We start from the raw sequence: 16,221 nt of genomic DNA, 5'->3' as shown, positions 1-16,221 counted from the left end.
GGTCGAGGTCAGTCCGGCCTTAGAAAGAAAGCCTTAAATTCGTGCCGATGGAGTATTCGATCATCCCGGCATTGGTAGAGCGCGTATTGGTTTCGGCGCGGGTAAAGGTGCCGAGATTACCGAGCCCTTTCAGGACGGGCGTCGCGTACAGCATCTCCGCCACATAGGGCCGCCTGTCACCGCCAAGGGGTACATACTGGGTTGTCTGCCCGATATCGCCCGTCTCGCGGTTCACGACGGCAAAGCTGTTCAGCTCCAGTGCGCCATCCTCGACGTGAAGCGGCTGGGCGAAGCTGAAACGCAAATGATCAGTATCCCCGGCAACACCCGTCTTCAACAGCGCGAACTCATAGGCCGACGATGTTGCGCCCCCATTCGTCAGGGACAGGATCGAGTCCTCGAACTCTGTTTCTTCCGTTTCGGCACGGGTCGCCGACACGCCGAGCATCATGTTGCGTGGCAGGGCAATATCGAAACCCATGGTCGTCGAGGACGTCTCGGCCTTGCCGTCGAGCGATAATGCACCACCGCCCTGGGCACCCAGCAGGCCATCGGTTTCGGCCAATGCCGTATACGACACATTCATTGAAACCCAATCGTGCAGCTGATAGCCAAACCCGATACTCGCTGCCTGTGCCTCATACGGCGACAGGCCGGTCTCGTCCGGCAACAGCTGGCCGGTGTAGCGGTCCTCGAACTCACGATCATTCAGGCGTTGCGCGAATGACAGGCTGAGTGTGACGTTGTCGGTCAAGCTCAGGGCCGTTCCGGCGTAACCGGAGCCTGAGGCGAAACCAAAGACGGGGTTTACGCCACCGGACATTGGATCGAAGTCCGAGGCAAAGCCAAACGCCTTGCTGGACGAGAACAGCGGCGTCGCCTCACCCGTGCCGAACCGCAATTTCAAGGCGCCATTGGCGCTCGCCAGCATCAGGTCGGAATGGAAACCCGGCTCGCCAATCCGCCGCTCCTCTGCGATGGAGCGAGGACGCGCGGTCATCGACAGCTGCCAATTGCCGTTCGCTGTCAATGGCGCAGTGACGCTGCGCTGGTCGGCAAAGCCCGAGCCATTGTGGGCCCAGTCGATCAGGCGCTTGTAGAGATAGCTCTGTGTACGTTCCCTATCCCATGGATGGCCGTATTCTTCACCAAATACACGGGTCGAAAGCGGGATCAGGAAGTCGCGCTGTCCGCCCTTGTAGTTTTCGAAAGAACTGAGCACGATGCCCCAGTCTTCCCAGATATCGAGCACGCCCGGGGTAAGGATCGCCTGACGCAGGTCGCGTGTTCTGATCTTGTCCCAGCCATAATAGATTTTCAGGTCATCGAAGGCATAGGGCGACAAAGCTGCTTCCACATCGAGCAAGCCCCAGCCATAGGTGCCGTCAACACCTGGCTCACCCAGGTCCTTCGCCGTGTTGAAAATGATATCGGCAACCAGTTCCGGATTGCGTTTCAGCCATGGCCAGCGATCCATGATCAGTGTCGCCGTGCCGGAAACAAGAGGGGCCGCGAAGGACGTGCCCGACACGCGGGTCACACCACCTTCATCATCGGAAACAAGAACGAGTTCGCCCGGCGCGACAACGAACTTGTATTTCAGCTTGTCTTTCTCGCTGCACCACAGGAAGTCGATGACACAGGCTTCGCCGGGGCGGTTGGAGAACCACGAGATCTGCTCCGTCGGGCCGACGGAGCCGACGATGATCAGCTGGTCGAGCAGCCTGTCATTCAGGCTCCAGCGAATATCGGTCGTCTGGGTGATACCGTCATTGCCTGCAGCCTTGACCAGCAGCACGTCGCTGAGCATTTTATTGAGGTTGACGTCACCCAAGACATCGACCCAGCCATCGGAGAATGTCCAGCCGGGCTGGCCGAGTGACATGTTGAGGACGTTCACGTCATACATGTGCAGGCGTTCGATACCCGCTTTCACATCCTGCCAGTTGGTCGTGCCGCTTTCATCGAACGGGTTATAGACGAAAACTTCAGCATCCGGCGCAATGCCCATCACGCCCTGACCATCATGGGCGCTGACCATGAGACTGGCGACGGCTGCCCCGTGGAAATTGCCCTCGACCATATAGCCATTGGTGATGGTGATATTGTCGAGCAGATCGGCGTCGAAATTGATCGTTGCGTCGAGCAGGCCGATCTTTGCATCAGCCCCACCGCCAAGGTCCTGCGTCAGCGACGGACGCCAGTTGATCGTCGGCATCCAGTGATCGACATGATCGACACCGGAGAAATCCATCAGCCCGTCATAGAATTCCAGGAAGAACATTGACCGGTCACCGGCTGAGAGGCTTTCCAGCGTGGACGGATCATCGAGATCAATTCCGTATTTCGCATACAGCGCATCGGCAAAGCCCTGACGATAGGACAGGCCCGTCTTTGCCTCGATCGCCGGTCCCCAGACCTGTTCAGCACGGGCATCTATATCTGTCAGCATGCCTGCGAGCTGGTTCCAGTCACCTGCATAGCCATCGAACGGGCGGATATCGCCCCAGAAGGCGTCGATATTGCCCCACATCGGACCGACATCGCCCCAGAAGGCGGCAATGTCACCCCAGAACGGGCGCAAATCACCATAATGGGCGTAGAGCTTGTCATAGAAGTCGGGGTTGGTTTCGTAGAAAGGGTCGATATGGCCAAAGAACGGGCTGATATCGCCCCAGAATGGGGAAATGTCGCCAAAGAAGGGGTTTATCGTTCCCCAGAAGGGCTCGATCGTCCCCCAGAATGGGGAGATATCGCCGAAGCTGTTGTTGTTACCGTCCGCATAGAAAGGGTTGATGTGACCGAAGAAAGGATCGATCTGCCCGAAGAACGGGTCAATCTGTCCAAAGAATGGATCGATATGGCCAAAATAAGCGGTAAGCTCCTCGGCTTCCTGCCCGTTGGCTTCAGCAGCCGTCGCCGGAAGAACAGCAGAGGAGGCTATAGCCGCCATCGCTGCGCCTGTCAGAAGTATCGATCTGTGCATCACAAGTTCCCCGATCTAACTTTTGTCGCACCCTGACTAGACCATGGCGGCCTTACCACTCTGGTAAGAAACAGGCTTAACCGCGCTTAACCATAAACCGTCTCTATCCGGATCAATTGACTGATATCCTTGCCGAAATAGAGTGAGGGTAAAAAACCCGGTAACCATGTTTCCGATAAAAATTGAAAAAAATTTTGCGCGAGTAACCGGATGCAAAGCGCCATCGAACCCCCTATAGTGACGACTATGACAGACCAGAATCCACAGCCCCCGTTCAAGATCCAGATCGTTCCCGTCACCCCGTTCCAGCAGAATTGCTCGATTATCAGGGCGGCCTCAGGCAAGGCTGCGATCGTCGATCCCGGCGGCGAACCGGACAAGCTGATGGCCGCCGCCGAACAGATTGGTGCAAAGATCGAAAAGGTCTGGCTGACCCATGGCCATCTCGATCATGCGGGCGCAGCCGAAGAGATCAAGCGCCGCACCGGCGCGATCATCGAAGGGCCAGCGGAACCCGAGACCTACTGGCTGGAGCGCGTGCGCGAGAGTTGGGAGAAGATGGGCTGGGAAGGCGGCGAGGACGTCACCCCCGACCGCTGGCTCACCGATGGTGATACGCTGGAGCTGGACGGTAACGAGTTCGGTGTCGTGACCACTCCCGGCCACACCCCGGGCCATGTGGTTATCTATTCGGAAGCGGCGCGCCTCGCTTTCGTCGGCGATGTCATCTTCAAGGGCTCGGTCGGGCGCACAGACTTCCCGATGAGCGACCCCCCTGCCCTGATAGAGTCCATCGTCACCAAGCTATGGCCGCTTGGTGACGACATGGCGTTCATCCCCGGCCACGGGCCGATGTCGACCTTCGGCCAGGAGCGCCAGAACAATCCCTTCGTTGCCGACAGGGTGCTGGCGGGCCAGCGTTAGCTGCTTTCGCAGCAAGTCAGCGTTAGCTATTGCGGCAGGAAAGCCGGCAAAGGCACCAAGATGGGATCGGTGGAGACCTCCTCACCGGCCATGAAAGCCTCGATCCGCGCCGTCACCTCCGGCGAAGCCATGAACAGATTGTGCCCGGCATTGGTCACTTCGATATGGACTGCGTTGGACAGCCCCGCCGTCGCCTCGCGCTGACCCTCGGGATAAGTGCGCCCATCCAGCGTGCCGGTCAGGACCAGCACGGGCACGTCGCTGACAGGATCGGTGCGAAACTCGTCGCCGAGATCAAGACCGAGCATGCCGTTCAGCTGTGGCATGGGGAAGTTGAGGTAGTCCCGCAGCAGGGATGTCTCCGCCTGCTCCTCGACCAGCGCCAGCCGCTCGGCGCTGATGCCGGAGGCGATGTCCATGGCAAGTGACATTGGCCTGAAGGAGAGCGCCGTACCCTCACCCGCCATGAAATAGGACAAGAGCTGCATCAGCGGACCGGTGTCGCCCTGATCCAGCATGAAATAGATGCCGATCAGCTGTGCCGCGTTTTCCGGATCTGCGATCATCGCCGAAGCGATCTGCTGCATATGCATGCGCTGGAAGACCACCGCCTGTTCCTCGCCCCTGATGGTCAGGGTCAACTCCAGCGGCTCGGAGTCCAGCCTGGCATGGACCCGGCGCATCAGCGCCGCGATATCCGGGAAAGCGGCAGCGGCGGCGGGGTCTGAATTGATTGCCTGCTGCAACCTGCCGAAATAGGCATCGGTACGGGCGGGCAGCTTGACCGTCTGGTCCAGCCCCTCGACGCTGGCGAGGACGACCTTGCCTACCCCCTCTTCAATGTCCTTCAGAGCGGCGAGCGCCAGATGGCTGCCATAGGAGATACCCCAGAGCGTGACCTGATCTGCGCCCAGCGCCTGGCGGAGGTCATCGATGTCTTTCACGCTTTCGCGGGTTGTGTATCCGGCGAGGTCTATGCCCTGCCCCTGCCAGAACAGGGCGCATTCTTCCGCCGCTTCTCGGTAGCGGTCGGCCACAGCCGCATCGCTGAGCACTTCCGCGTAGCCGATTTCAACGGAGGATGTGCATTCAGGCATGTCGTTCGAGGCGCCTGTGCCGCGCTGGTCGAAGGCGATGACATCGCCATATGCCCGCATCGCCATGAACAATGAGAAGCGCCGCCCCTCTGCCGTGCCGATGCCCGAGCCGCCAGGCCCGCCGGCCAGATAAATGATCGGGTCACCGCCCTCACCATCCCAGGCACCGGTCGCCGGGAAACGAACATAGGCAAGCTCGATCATGCGGCTGTCGGGATCGGCGCGGTTTTCCGGCACCGTCATCGTGCCGCGGAAAGCATCGACCGCACTGCCGTCACTGGCCTCGAAGGTGATCTGTTCTTCGGTGACGGTGGGTTGGGCGTTGGCTTGGCAGAGCGTCGCTACTGCGAGAACGGGGATGATGGTGGCAAGGCGAGGTAAGGTCATCGGAGGCTCCTTCTGAAGTGTGATTGCCTCATCTTCCCGCGTCCCACGGGCCAGAACCGCCCAAATTCTGTCGGCGGCACCGTAATCCCTGCCAACGGCTTTGCCGGGAATCGGCTAACCGCTTACCCTTGCCTCATGACCGCTCACCGATTTCTCTTCTTCTGCCGCCTGCTGCTTGCCCTGCCATCTATCGCGACGGCGCAGGAGACCGTGCTGTGGCCATCGGAAACCGTGACCGTCTGCCCAGCCTCGTCGCTGGAGAACCATCCGGATTTTTCGGACAGGGGATGCCGCGAGACCGACATCTGGAATGTCGATACCCAGAAACAGACCCTATGGGTCCGGATGACGTTCCAGCTGCCGGAAAGCGGCGTGCCTGATGTGCCGCTCGGCTTCTATCTCTTCGGCAAGGCATCAAGCCGGGTATGGCTGAATGGCGAGGCCGTCGGCAGCAATGGTACACCCGGCTTTGACAGGGAAAACGAGATCGCCGGTGCGATGGACACGGTCTTTCCCCTGCCCCAGCGGCTACTGCGCAAGGGTGAGAACGAAATCGTCCTGCTGCTGTCTGGCCATCACAGCCTGATCCACCTGAACAGCCCGCTGCACACCGCCGTCATCGGCGACTATCACTCACCGCAGGCGATCGTTCTCGACGGCTATATGCTGTCACTACTGACCCTCGGGGCGTTTATCGTTGCGATATTCTATTTCGGGGTACTGTTCTTCAGCGAGGGGCGGCAATGGCCCTATCTCGTTCTGATGGTGCTGACCGCCAGCGTCACCGGGCAATTGCTGGTCGAAGCCTCGCGCGGCCTGATTGCCTACACCTATCCGTGGCAGGATGTGCGACTGGTGCTGATCATCGCCTTCTCTTTCCTGTTCGGGCTGTGCCTGGCACTGCTCGTGTCGGCGCGCTTCACCAATCTCCGCGGTATGGCCCTGTGGACAGCAGGCGGCGCGACCCTCGCCCTCATCCTGATCTTCATCCTCCCGGGCTTTGACCACAAAGCGCTGGTGGCGATCATGGTCTTTACGATGGCCAGCCTCGGCCTGTCCGTCATCAGCATGATCCGGAAAAAACCCAAAGCCTATGGCCACGTGCTGGCCCTTGTCGCTTTCCTCGCGTTGATCCTGCTAGGCGAAGGACGGTTTCTCGACAATTTCTTCTATTTCGCCATGGCCGGGCTGATCCTCTTCCTCTTCGTGCAGCAGGCCCGGGCGATGGCGCGGGAGCGGCAGCTGCGCCTGCGCGAAGCCGAAACCGCCCGCAAGCTGGAGCTGGCGCTGGACCAGGCGCGCGAACGCAGCGCCCCGCAGGTGCTGAGCTTCAAGAGCCCCGGCAAAGTGGAACGCCTGCCCGCCCAGTCGCTGGTGCGCTGTTCCGGCGCCGGGGATTATGTCGAGCTGTTCCTCGCCGATGGCACGACGCAGCTGCACAGCGGCAGCCTGAATGAACTCGAAGAGACATTGCCCTCGCAGTTCCTGCGCGTGCATCGCTCCCACATCGTCAATATCGGCTATGTGACGGCGTTGCAGCGGTCGCCGGCCGGAACCGGCGACCTTGAAATGTCAGTCGGCGATCCGGTGCCGGTTTCCCGCCGCATCCTGCCGAAAGTTCGCGAAGCGCTTGGTTAGGTTGACGGGATAAGTTTTACCCGGCAACGAACCGCAGGCGGATAAAGTGCTCGTCCCAGCCCTTGTCGTGATCGACGGCCATGGCGAACGGGTTCTCTGCAACTTCTTCAAAGCCGGAATGAACCAGTGTCAGGATCGTACCACCCTCGACGCCGACCAGCGTCCAAGTGCACAGCGTCTCGACGCCCTCCAGATATTTGTGGGTGAAGGTGTGAACCAGCCTGCCGTCCTTGCCGCCTGCTGGGGGCGTGAATTCCTTCACCTTGCCCGTGCAGACGGGCTGGCCTTCCTTGCCTTCGGAATTGGTGACGGTGATCCAGTCGCCGCCCGCAACGACATCCTCCCCGCCCGCCATGAACCAGGTCGCGAGCAGGTCCTTCTTCGTCAGGAATCGCCAGACCCGTTCGGGCGAGGCTTTCAGGAACAGCGTCTTGGTGATGGTCATTTCTTTAGTCATCATCTCTCTCCACTTCACGTTTCAGGTCTGCGAGCTTGTCGTCCCAGAAGGCCTCGAAGAAGCCGAGCCAGCGCTGGGCCACCGCCAGCATTTCAGGCTGCAGGTGATTGAGCCGTTCGCGGCCGCGCTGCTCGACCGTGATCAGCCTTCCTTCTTCCAGAATTTTCAAATGTTTGGCGACGGCAGGCCGGGTCATCTCGAAGCCCTGCGCCAGCGCATTCACGCCGCGCGGCCCCTGCGCGAGCTGCTGCAGGATTGCACGTCTCGTCGGATCGGCGAGCGCCCGGAAGACGCCCTGCGTTGGGTCATGTGTGGTTTGAGCATCCATAATACGAAACCTTTCGGTTTCATTTATAGGAAACCATAGGGTTTCACGTCAAGCTCTTTTGGGCGGGTTTAAACGGCTCCGGGAAGCCTCGTGATATTTGCTGTTCCTGAAGGGTATTAAGGCTTGAAGACTCGGGACTGCGGGACTAAACCTGCCGCAATTTGCGTGCAGCTTCGAAGGTCGTGACGAACGAATGCCCAAAAGAACAGACATCTCCTCCATCCTCATCATCGGTGCCGGTCCCATTGTTATCGGGCAGGCCTGCGAGTTCGACTATTCCGGCGTTCAGGCCTGCAAGGCCCTGAAAGAGGAAGGTTACCGGATCATCCTGGTGAACTCGAACCCGGCGACGATCATGACCGATCCCGGTCTCGCCGACGCCACTTACGTCGAGCCGATCACCCCGGAATTCGTCGAAAAGATCATCGAGAAGGAGCGCCCGGACGCGCTGCTGCCGACCATGGGCGGCCAGACGGCGCTGAACTGCGCCCTCGCTCTCGATGCGTCCGGCGTGCTGGAGAAGTACAATGTGGAGATGATCGGCGCGAAAGCTGACGTCATCGACAAGGCCGAGGACCGCGAGCGCTTCCGCGAGGCAATGGACAAGATCGGCCTGGAAAACCCGCGCGCGACGATTGCCTCCTCGCCCAAGATCAAGAACGAGGCCGGCAAGGTCATCGGTTATGACCGCGCCCGCGGCATCGCCATCGCGATGGAGAAGATAGACGAGATCGGCCTGCCTGCCATCATCCGCCCGGCCTTCACACTCGGCGGTACCGGCGGCGGCGTGGCTTACAATCGCGAAGAGTTCGAGCATATCGTCCGTGCCGGGATCGAAGCTTCCCCCACCGGGCAGGTGTTGATCGACGAGAGCCTGCTCGGCTGGAAGGAATTCGAGATGGAAGTCGTCCGCGACAAGGCGGACAATTGCATCATCATCTGCTCGATCGAGAATATCGACCCGATGGGCGTGCATACGGGCGACTCGATCACCGTCGCCCCGGCCCTGACGCTGACGGATAAAGAATACCAGATCATGCGCGACGCCTCGATTGCGGTCTTGCGCGAGATCGGGGTGGAGACCGGCGGCTCCAACGTGCAGTTCGCTGTGAACCCGGACAATGGCCGCCTCGTCGTGATCGAGATGAACCCGCGCGTGTCGCGCTCGTCTGCGCTCGCTTCCAAGGCGACCGGCTTCCCGATTGCCAAGGTCGCAGCCAAGCTCGCGGTCGGCTATACGCTCGATGAACTGGATAACGACATCACCGGCGCGACGCCCGCGAGTTTCGAACCGACCATCGACTATGTCGTCACGAAAATCCCGCGCTTTGCGTTCGAAAAATTCCCCGGCGCCAAGCCGCTCCTGACCACCGCGATGAAATCCGTCGGCGAAGCAATGGCGATCGGCCGGACCTTCCAGGAAAGCCTGCAGAAGGCCCTGCGCTCGCTGGAGACAGGCCTGTGTGGCCTCGACCCGATAAAGATCGAGGGTCTGGGCGGGGATGACGACGTCAATGCCTTCCGTGCCGCGCTTGCTGCACCGACTCCGGAACGCCTGCGCGTGACCGCAGAGGCGCTACGCCATGGCATCCCCATCGAACAGGTCCGCGCAATCACCTCCTATGATCCGTGGTTCCTCGACCAGATTCAGGGCATCGTAGAGGCCGAGGAGAAAGTCGCCCGCGAAGGCATCCCGTCCAACCCGGAAAGTCTGCGCTACCTCAAAGCCATGGGCTTTTCCGACAAGCGGCTGGCGCAGCTGGCCGATGGCACCGAGGATGAAGTGCGCGCCCATCGCCACAAGCTGGGCGTCCACCCGGTCTACAAGCGGATCGACACCTGCGCGGCAGAATTCGCGGCGAAGACACCGTATATGTATTCCGCCTACGAACCGGCTGTCAGCGGCACCTTCATGTCGGAAAGCCAGCCAACGGATGCCAAGAAAGTCATCATCCTCGGCGGCGGACCAAACCGCATCGGTCAGGGCATCGAGTTCGACTATTGCTGCTGCCATGCCGCCTTTGCGCTCGCCGATATCGGCATCGAATCGATCATGGTCAACTGCAATCCGGAAACGGTCTCGACAGACTATGACACGTCCGACCGGCTCTATTTCGAACCGCTGACGGCGGAAGACGTACTGGAAATTGTCCGTGCCGAGACCGAGAAAGGCACGCTCGCAGGCGTCATCGTACAATATGGCGGGCAGACCCCGCTGAAACTGGCCGAAGCCCTGAACAATGCAGGCGTTCCCATTCTCGGCACGCCAGTCGAGGCCATCGACCTTGCCGAAGACCGCTACCAGTTCCAGGGCCTCGTCAACAAGCTCGGCATGCTGCAGCCGGACAACGCCACCGCGTCTACCCGCGAGGAAGCGCTGGAGCTCGCTGAAAAGGTCGGCTATCCGCTCGTCACCCGCCCATCCTACGTGCTCGGTGGCCGGGCCATGGAAATCGTCCGTGGACCGGAAGGGTTGAAGAACTATCTCGACCGCGCGGAAATCGCCTTCAACAAGAAGGAGCCGCTGCTGCTCGACCATTACCTGCAGAACGCGGTCGAGGTCGATGTCGACGCGATCTGCGACGGCGAGGATGTCTATATCGCCGGGGTGATGGAGCATATCGAGGAAGCCGGTGTCCACTCCGGCGACAGCGCCTGTTCCCTGCCGCCCTATACGCTGAGCGAGAAGACCATCACCGAGCTGAAGGACCAGACCAAAGAACTGGCCAAGGCACTTGGCGTCATCGGCTTGATGAATGTTCAGTATGCAATCAAGGATGGGACGATCTATATCCTCGAGGTGAACCCGCGCGCCTCGCGCACCGTGCCTTTCGTTGCCAAGACCATCGGCTATCCGGTCGCCGCCATCGCCGCCAAGGTTATGGCAGGCACGAAGCTGTCGGAATTCAACCTCGAAGACCGGGAACTGAAGCATACGGCGGTGAAGGAAGTCGTCTTCCCGTTCTCGCGCTTCCCCGGTGTCGACACGGTGCTCGGCCCGGAAATGCGCTCGACCGGCGAGGTCATGGGCCTCGATACCAATTTCGACCGCGCCCGCGCAAAGAGCATGATCGCCGCCGGCATCAAGATGCCGCTGGAAGGCTGCGTGTTCATCTCGGTCAAGGACTCTGACAAGGACCTGATCCTGTCCGCCGCAAAGCGCCTGACCGAAATCGGCTTCTCGCTGATGGCGACCGGCGGCACGCAGGAATTCCTCGCCCATAACGGGCTGGAGTGCCGCCGGGTAAACAAGGTGCTGGAAGGCCGCCCGCATGTGGTCGATGCCCTCCTCAATGGTGAGGTCCAGATGATCTTCAACACGACCGAGACGGCACGATCCATCGCCGATAGCCGCTCGATTCGCACCACCGCGCTGCAGAACAAGATCCCCTGCATCACCACCGTGGCCGGTGCCCGCGCCGCCGTCAGGGCGATTGAGGTCCTCCAGAAGGATACACTTGAAGTTTTGCCGCTACAGGCCTATTGTAGCTGATCGCGAAACGATTACATGACGCCCGCACCATGAACGGTGCGGGCCTTTATTATTTTCCGAAGGAGACGGAGCCGACATGGAAAAGATCCCCATGACCGCCGAGGGGTATTCGAAACTGGAAGCCGAGATCAAGCGGCTGAAGTCCCAGGAGCGACCGGCCGTCATTCAGGCGATTTCCGAAGCGCGCGCCCATGGCGACCTGTCGGAGAACGCCGAATATCACGCCGCCAAGGAGCGCCAGAGCCTGATCGAGGGCCAGATCCTCGACCTGGAGGACAAGTATACCCGCGCCCAGGTGATCGATGTGTCCAAGCTGAACGGCACGACCGTGAAGTTCGGCGCCACGGTGACCGTGGTCGACGAGGATACGGATGAAGAGAAGGTCTACCAGATCGTCGGCGACATCGAGGCCGACCTTGCCGCCGGCAAGATCTCCCTCTCCTCGCCCATCTCCCGCGCCCTGATCGGCAAGGAAGAAGGCGATTCGATCGAGGTCGCAGCACCCGGCGGTGCCCGCGCCTATGAGATCCTCAAGGTGGAATACAAATAGACCGCCGCAAGAATTAAGTTAGTCAAAAGCCCGGCCCTATCGGCCGGGTTTTTTATTGCGCGGCATTCCCCAGTGTCGGGGTCGGATTAAGCCTGATGCCCTTGTAGGCCATGACAGCAGCCTGATCGAAGCAATCAGAGTCCTCGTCTGTGTCGTAGCACTCGACATAGACTTCCAGCACCCTGTCGCCGATGACCTGGCGCATACGATAATGGTCCTTAAAGACCTCCTCGTTATTCTTCATTGACGCATACATGATGCCGCGCCAATCGCGTCCTTCGGTCGTGATATTGTGTTCCTTGCAGGTGATGCGATACCAGCCATAATCGGCAGTACGATATTGCGTGTCTGTCATGCAGTCAGCCTCACCTGTCAGCTCCTCTCTATTCTCATCCGTAACCGGAAGCATACGGACTTTCCCCTGGGAGACGATTTTCCGGGCGCCCTCAACCTCCAGCTTACGCTGGATCAGGTAATTGACGCCCTTGGACCCGTCGTGATCATACTGATACATGTGGACTTCCCAGCCATTGCCGAAGAATTCCGCCGGATCGCCGATACGAAACTCGGACTCGAAGCGGAACGGGTTTTTCTCAAAGCCGCTCTCTCCTTTTTCAAGATGGTATAATCCATCGATCACCCGCTTTGCCGCTGCGCGGGCGACGGGCGTGTCGTTCGGAAAGAAAAAATCGATCCGCACAAGATAGTTGAGGCGGTTTGGCACCCAGTAGCCAATTGCACTGGCATTGTGCTGCGGGTCGAAATACTCTGCCGTGATCCCCATGACACCGCCGATCTCCATGTCCCTGACCTCACCCAGCCTGTAATCGGGAAACTCGTCACCTGAGGCGATCAGAAGCTCTTTTTCCTCTTCCAGGGTCCCTTTCATTTTTTCCTCGGAGACAGTCAGGTACCAGCCATCTTCGGATTCAGGCCCTACAATACCGGACTGATGAAACAGCTTTGCACCGTTTTCCATGGGCAAGGCGATATCGGGCCATGGAAAAGGCCAGTGTGTTTGCGGTATTTCAGCCCTCGCTGTCGCGCCAAGAAAAATAGTGGCGGCAAGGCAGCTCAATGCTAATCGGATCATGCTCATTCTCCCCTTTCAAAAAAGACTAGAACCCATGGTGATCATTCTCAACCACCCGTTCAGGGGAGAGCCAATGGGGCTAGAAAGAACCCGGCTGGCACTGATCCTGATAGGGATCGCGGTCGCAGTCCTTTCTTTCCTGCTCGCGCTTGTTGCTGGGATCATCATAATCATACGGCGTGAAGCTCTCGCAGGCAGATAGCCCCATAGCCAAGATCACGCTTGCAAATACCAGTTTCATCTCATTCCTCCCTGTCCAGAATATCGCCGGGCTTGCACTCCAGCACCTCGCATATGCGGTCGAGCGTTTCGAATCGCACGCCTTTCACCTTGCCCTGCCTGAGCAGCGACACATTCTGTTCGGTAATGCCGATCTGCTCGGCCAGGTCCCTGGCCTTCATCTTCCTGAGCGCCAGCATGACGTCGAGCCTGACAACAATCGCCATTACACGATCTGCCTGTTTTCATCATCGAGCTTCAACCCTTCGTCCATGGCAACGCCCATCAGCAGGAGAACGAAACCGATCGAGAGCAGGATGAAATGCTGCGAGGTGAAAGTGATGGCCAGTGTCCGCTCGCCCGGACCGAAATCATAGGTCAGCGCCAGGCTGGACGCTATCGACGCGAAGAACTGGACGACGACAAGCACCATCAGCCAGAACCCGGCCCGCCGGACCGCCGCGACCGTCTGTTGATGGAAGACCCTCTCGCGGGCAAAATTTGCAAACAACCGGTGAAGGTTGAGCAGGATCATCAGCCATACCGCCATGGCGGGGACCGTCAGCAGGCCAATCATTGCACGCTTGGTCATACCGATATTGGCAGGCACATCGAGACTGGCCATCTCGCGCGCCAGCTCGGCGATGACGATTTCCGGATTGAAAGCGACCCAGATTGTCGCGGCGACAATGGATCCGATCAACCCGACGATAACCCATTTCATCACGGCACTGAGAAAGATGGTGCGTTTTTTCAACATGAAAGACTCATTTGTGTTGCAATCATAACTTAATGTATTACGATAATTTTTCATCGTCAATTACGGATGTTGCCATGAGATTTCTAGCTATTGCCCTGTCGCTTTTCGCCCTCTCCGCCTGCACCTCAATGCCGCTGTCGACCATGTGGCAGATGCGCAATGCAGATCCATTGTCCATGGACCCGGCGGAGATTCGTGTCGCCGCACGTGTGCCGGAGCATTACAATATCGCCCCGGGACAGGCGACCATGTCCCTGTCGGTTGAACGGGACAGGACTAAGGAACGCGTCGCGGAGGAGTTCACCCTCGCCCAGACCGACATCATCGACAGCCCGCGCCTGGAGAAAGAGCAAAAAGACGGCCACCGCATCCTGACCTTCTGGATAGCCGAGAAGGACCGCGGCCGGGTCCGCCAGTTTCAGAACACCGCAAAGCGCTGGAAGACAGAAACACCGGGCGAAGTACGGGGAGAAATGAGCCTGACCGTCCAGCCTTGCCTGGAGGAAGGCAAGCCGCTCGGTCAGGTCAGGGTTTCCAGCTATATCCAGATGCAATCGGACGCCGACTTCATGGTGCTGACGAAAGATCTCGATCTCACCCGGCAATATGACGTTGACGGACTGACGCGTGAGGTCAAGACCTGCCCGGATGCAAGCTGAACAAGCCTAGCGGCGATATTCCTGATAGATGAAATACTTGCCGGGATCGAGCAGCTCCCCATCCCGGCTCATCTCCAGATGCAGATGAGGGCCTGTCGCGTTGCCGCTCGTTCCGATCTCGCCGATTTTCTGGCCCGCCTTCACCTCATGGCCGACGCGCACATCGATGACCGACAGATGCGCATACATGCTGCGCAACCCACCGCCATGGTCGAGCCGGACGATAAGGCCGTAGGCACCGTATGTTTCGGCAGCAATCACCCGGCCATCCGTCACCGCGACGACCGGCGCACCATAGGGGGCCGATACGTCGATCCCGTCATGCTTGCGCCGGCCCATGCCACCGCCTGAAAAGCCCGATGTCTGCAGGCCTTCAACCGGTTTTGTAAATGATGATGCGGCGCGCTTGCCCGGCCCGCTGGCGCAGGCGGCAAGCGTGGTGAGGATCACTAACATGGCAAGGGTTCGGAACATCATGGCCGATTACCTGTTTAGAGCATTTATCGAGAGATTGCGATCTACCGCCCATATGCTTAATGAATTGATATTACGCCGATAAAACAAAGCGGAGCGCTACCAGATTTGAGCGACACCGAAAATAAGCGCACCTGCTGGGTCGTCACCGACGGCCGGGCAGGCATCGAGAACCAGGCCCTCGGCCTCGCGAACGCCGTGAGCCGACTGGTGCCGCTCGATATCTCCATCAAGCGCCTCTCGGTGAAGTGGCCCTGGCGGTCCATGCCGGAACGGCTCTGGGCCAGCCGCCCTTTCGGCAAGCTCGATAAGGTGCTCGACGAAGATAACAATCCTGACGGCCAAGGCCTTGAAGAACCCTGGCCTGACCTGTGGATCGGCTGCGGGCGCCTGTCAGTCCCCTATTCCGTCGCCGTTCACCAGACTCGCCGCAGCTATGTCGTCCAGACGCAGGATCCGCGTGTGCCGCTTCAGGGCTTCGATCTCGTCATACCGCCCTTTCATGACGGCGTGTCCGGCACTAATGTCATTTCCATCCATGGCGCACCGACGCGCCTGACCGCAAATCTCATGGCAGAAGATGCCAAATTGCTGGAAGAGGCCCTGCCTAACCTGCCTCGGCCACGCATCGCTGCGCTCATCGGCGGCAACAGCCGGGCCTTTCGGATGACACCGGCTGTGATCGAAAACATCATCGACACCCTGAAAACCCTTGCCGAGGATGGCGCGGGCGTGATGATCACCACCTCGCGGCGCACAGGAAAGGTCAACGAGACGCTGATCCACGACGCACTCGGCGGTTTCGACAATGTCTTCTTCTGGCAGGGCGACAAGATCGGTGAGCTGGCCAATCCCTATGCCGGCATGCTGGGCCTTGCCGATCACATCCTGGTGACGCAGGAATCAACCAACATGATCACCGAGGCAGCCACGACCGGCAAGCCGGTGCACATCCTGCCCATGGAAAAGGGCAATACGAAATTCGCCAGTTTCCATGACAGCCTGAAAAAACAAGGGATTACGCGGCCCGTATCCCTGCCGCTCGCCGACTGGAGCTATTCGCCCCTTCGCGAGACGGACCGGGCAGCGAAAGAACTGGTCAAACGCTGGCTCGGGCGGCTGTCGGTAAAATAAATCCGCCCTTGAACCGCGCCCC

The 16,221-nt window shown here is 59.5% G+C and carries 15 protein-coding genes; 6 read left to right on the top strand and 9 right to left on the bottom strand.

Translation table 11 applies throughout. The features are described from left to right. Positions 1–19 precede the first annotated feature (19 nt). Complete coding sequence (locus FF098_RS03840; protein ID WP_155137622.1) at positions 20–2,986, bottom strand: S8 family peptidase; 2,967 nt, start codon at positions 2,984–2,986, stop codon at positions 20–22. A gap of 246 nt (positions 2,987–3,232) precedes the next feature. Between FF098_RS03840 and FF098_RS03835 the strand changes: the two genes are divergently transcribed. Beyond that, the gene (locus tag FF098_RS03835) at positions 3,233–3,910 is read left to right on the top strand and encodes an MBL fold metallo-hydrolase (RefSeq protein WP_155137620.1); all 678 of its coding nucleotides are present in this window, start codon (positions 3,233–3,235) and stop codon (positions 3,908–3,910) included. A 26-nt stretch (positions 3,911–3,936) separates the two neighbouring features. On the opposite strand, the gene FF098_RS03830 is transcribed toward FF098_RS03835, so the two are convergent. After that, positions 3,937–5,394 (bottom strand): alpha/beta fold hydrolase, encoded by a 1,458-nt coding sequence (locus tag FF098_RS03830; RefSeq protein WP_155137618.1) that lies wholly within the window; start codon positions 5,392–5,394, stop codon positions 3,937–3,939. Between the two features lie 135 nt (positions 5,395–5,529). Between FF098_RS03830 and FF098_RS03825 the strand changes: the two genes are divergently transcribed. Beyond that, complete coding sequence (locus FF098_RS03825) at positions 5,530–7,032, top strand: LytTR family transcriptional regulator DNA-binding domain-containing protein (protein WP_155137615.1); 1,503 nt, start codon at positions 5,530–5,532, stop codon at positions 7,030–7,032. Positions 7,033–7,048: 16 nt separating this feature from the next. On the opposite strand, the gene FF098_RS03820 is transcribed toward FF098_RS03825, so the two are convergent. Both FF098_RS03820 and FF098_RS03815 read right to left on the bottom strand, forming a co-directional pair. Then, positions 7,049–7,492 carry an SRPBCC family protein gene (locus FF098_RS03820; protein ID WP_205967364.1) on the bottom strand — a complete coding sequence of 148 codons (444 nt, stop codon included), beginning with the start codon at positions 7,490–7,492 and terminating at the stop codon, positions 7,049–7,051. Then, on the bottom strand, positions 7,482–7,817 hold the full coding sequence (locus FF098_RS03815; RefSeq protein ID WP_155137612.1) for an ArsR/SmtB family transcription factor: 336 nt from the start codon (positions 7,815–7,817) through the stop codon (positions 7,482–7,484). Before FF098_RS03815 ends, FF098_RS03820 begins: the two co-directional genes overlap by 11 nt. A 193-nt stretch (positions 7,818–8,010) precedes the next feature. On the opposite strand from FF098_RS03815, the gene carB reads away from it, so the two are divergent. Both carB and greA read left to right on the top strand, forming a co-directional pair. Beyond that, the gene (gene carB, locus FF098_RS03810) at positions 8,011–11,310 is read left to right on the top strand and encodes a carbamoyl-phosphate synthase large subunit (RefSeq protein ID WP_155137610.1); all 3,300 of its coding nucleotides are present in this window, start codon (positions 8,011–8,013) and stop codon (positions 11,308–11,310) included. Between the two features lie 76 nt (positions 11,311–11,386). Next, on the top strand, positions 11,387–11,860 hold the full coding sequence (greA, locus tag FF098_RS03805) for a transcription elongation factor GreA (RefSeq protein ID WP_155137607.1): 474 nt from the start codon (positions 11,387–11,389) through the stop codon (positions 11,858–11,860). A 52-nt stretch (positions 11,861–11,912) separates the two neighbouring features. Here greA and FF098_RS03800 read toward each other — a convergent pair whose 3' ends face one another. The 4 genes from FF098_RS03800 to FF098_RS03785 form a co-directional block, all read right to left on the bottom strand. Next, positions 11,913–12,953: a hypothetical protein gene (locus FF098_RS03800; RefSeq protein ID WP_155137604.1), complete on the bottom strand. Its 1,041-nt coding sequence runs from the start codon at positions 12,951–12,953 to the stop codon at positions 11,913–11,915. A 79-nt stretch (positions 12,954–13,032) separates the two neighbouring features. After that, positions 13,033–13,194 carry a hypothetical protein gene (locus FF098_RS03795; RefSeq protein WP_155137601.1) on the bottom strand — a complete coding sequence of 54 codons (162 nt, stop codon included), beginning with the start codon at positions 13,192–13,194 and terminating at the stop codon, positions 13,033–13,035. A 1-nt stretch (position 13,195) separates the two neighbouring features. Then, on the bottom strand, positions 13,196–13,399 hold the full coding sequence (locus FF098_RS03790; RefSeq protein ID WP_155137596.1) for a helix-turn-helix domain-containing protein: 204 nt from the start codon (positions 13,397–13,399) through the stop codon (positions 13,196–13,198). Beyond that, entirely contained in the window at positions 13,399–13,932 is a 534-nt protein-coding gene (locus FF098_RS03785) for a DUF2975 domain-containing protein (protein WP_166426304.1), read from the bottom strand. Before FF098_RS03785 ends, FF098_RS03790 begins: the two co-directional genes overlap by 1 nt. A 74-nt stretch (positions 13,933–14,006) precedes the next feature. On the opposite strand from FF098_RS03785, the gene FF098_RS03780 reads away from it, so the two are divergent. Continuing rightward, positions 14,007–14,591: a hypothetical protein gene (locus FF098_RS03780; protein ID WP_155137590.1), complete on the top strand. Its 585-nt coding sequence runs from the start codon at positions 14,007–14,009 to the stop codon at positions 14,589–14,591. A gap of 6 nt (positions 14,592–14,597) precedes the next feature. Here the strand turns inward: FF098_RS03780 and FF098_RS03775 are convergent, their stop codons facing one another. Next, positions 14,598–15,068 carry a M23 family metallopeptidase gene (locus FF098_RS03775; RefSeq protein ID WP_155137587.1) on the bottom strand — a complete coding sequence of 157 codons (471 nt, stop codon included), beginning with the start codon at positions 15,066–15,068 and terminating at the stop codon, positions 14,598–14,600. Positions 15,069–15,173: 105 nt separating this feature from the next. Here FF098_RS03775 and FF098_RS03770 point away from each other — a divergent pair, with 105 nt between their 5' ends. Beyond that, on the top strand, positions 15,174–16,199 hold the full coding sequence (locus tag FF098_RS03770; RefSeq protein WP_155137584.1) for a mitochondrial fission ELM1 family protein: 1,026 nt from the start codon (positions 15,174–15,176) through the stop codon (positions 16,197–16,199). The last annotated feature ends 22 nt before the right edge of the window (positions 16,200–16,221 follow it).

This window comes from Aquisalinus luteolus (genome assembly GCF_009712425.2).
GTDB classification, from domain to species: domain Bacteria; phylum Pseudomonadota; class Alphaproteobacteria; order Caulobacterales; family Parvularculaceae; genus Aquisalinus; species Aquisalinus luteolus.
This window is presented reverse-complemented; position numbering and strand designations above follow the sequence as displayed.

Bases quoted from the DNA above. Each gene is read 5' to 3' on its own strand.
- FF098_RS03835 (WP_155137620.1), top strand. From the start codon at position 3,233: ATGACAGACCAGAATCCACAGCCCCCGTTCAAGATCCAGATCGTTCCC.
- FF098_RS03785 (WP_166426304.1), bottom strand. From the start codon at position 13,932: ATGTTGAAAAAACGCACCATCTTTCTCAGTGCCGTGATGAAATGGGTT.
- FF098_RS03795 (WP_155137601.1), bottom strand. From the start codon at position 13,194: ATGAAACTGGTATTTGCAAGCGTGATCTTGGCTATGGGGCTATCTGCC.
- FF098_RS03800 (WP_155137604.1), bottom strand. From the start codon at position 12,953: ATGATCCGATTAGCATTGAGCTGCCTTGCCGCCACTATTTTTCTTGGC.
- greA (WP_155137607.1), top strand. From the start codon at position 11,387: ATGGAAAAGATCCCCATGACCGCCGAGGGGTATTCGAAACTGGAAGCC.
- FF098_RS03815 (WP_155137612.1), bottom strand. From the start codon at position 7,817: ATGGATGCTCAAACCACACATGACCCAACGCAGGGCGTCTTCCGGGCG.
- carB (WP_155137610.1), top strand. From the start codon at position 8,011: ATGCCCAAAAGAACAGACATCTCCTCCATCCTCATCATCGGTGCCGGT.
- FF098_RS03790 (WP_155137596.1), bottom strand. From the start codon at position 13,399: ATGGCGATTGTTGTCAGGCTCGACGTCATGCTGGCGCTCAGGAAGATG.
- FF098_RS03830 (WP_155137618.1), bottom strand. From the start codon at position 5,394: ATGACCTTACCTCGCCTTGCCACCATCATCCCCGTTCTCGCAGTAGCG.
- FF098_RS03840 (WP_155137622.1), bottom strand. From the start codon at position 2,986: ATGCACAGATCGATACTTCTGACAGGCGCAGCGATGGCGGCTATAGCC.
- FF098_RS03820 (WP_205967364.1), bottom strand. From the start codon at position 7,492: ATGATGACTAAAGAAATGACCATCACCAAGACGCTGTTCCTGAAAGCC.
- FF098_RS03825 (WP_155137615.1), top strand. From the start codon at position 5,530: ATGACCGCTCACCGATTTCTCTTCTTCTGCCGCCTGCTGCTTGCCCTG.
- FF098_RS03780 (WP_155137590.1), top strand. From the start codon at position 14,007: ATGAGATTTCTAGCTATTGCCCTGTCGCTTTTCGCCCTCTCCGCCTGC.
- FF098_RS03775 (WP_155137587.1), bottom strand. From the start codon at position 15,068: ATGATGTTCCGAACCCTTGCCATGTTAGTGATCCTCACCACGCTTGCC.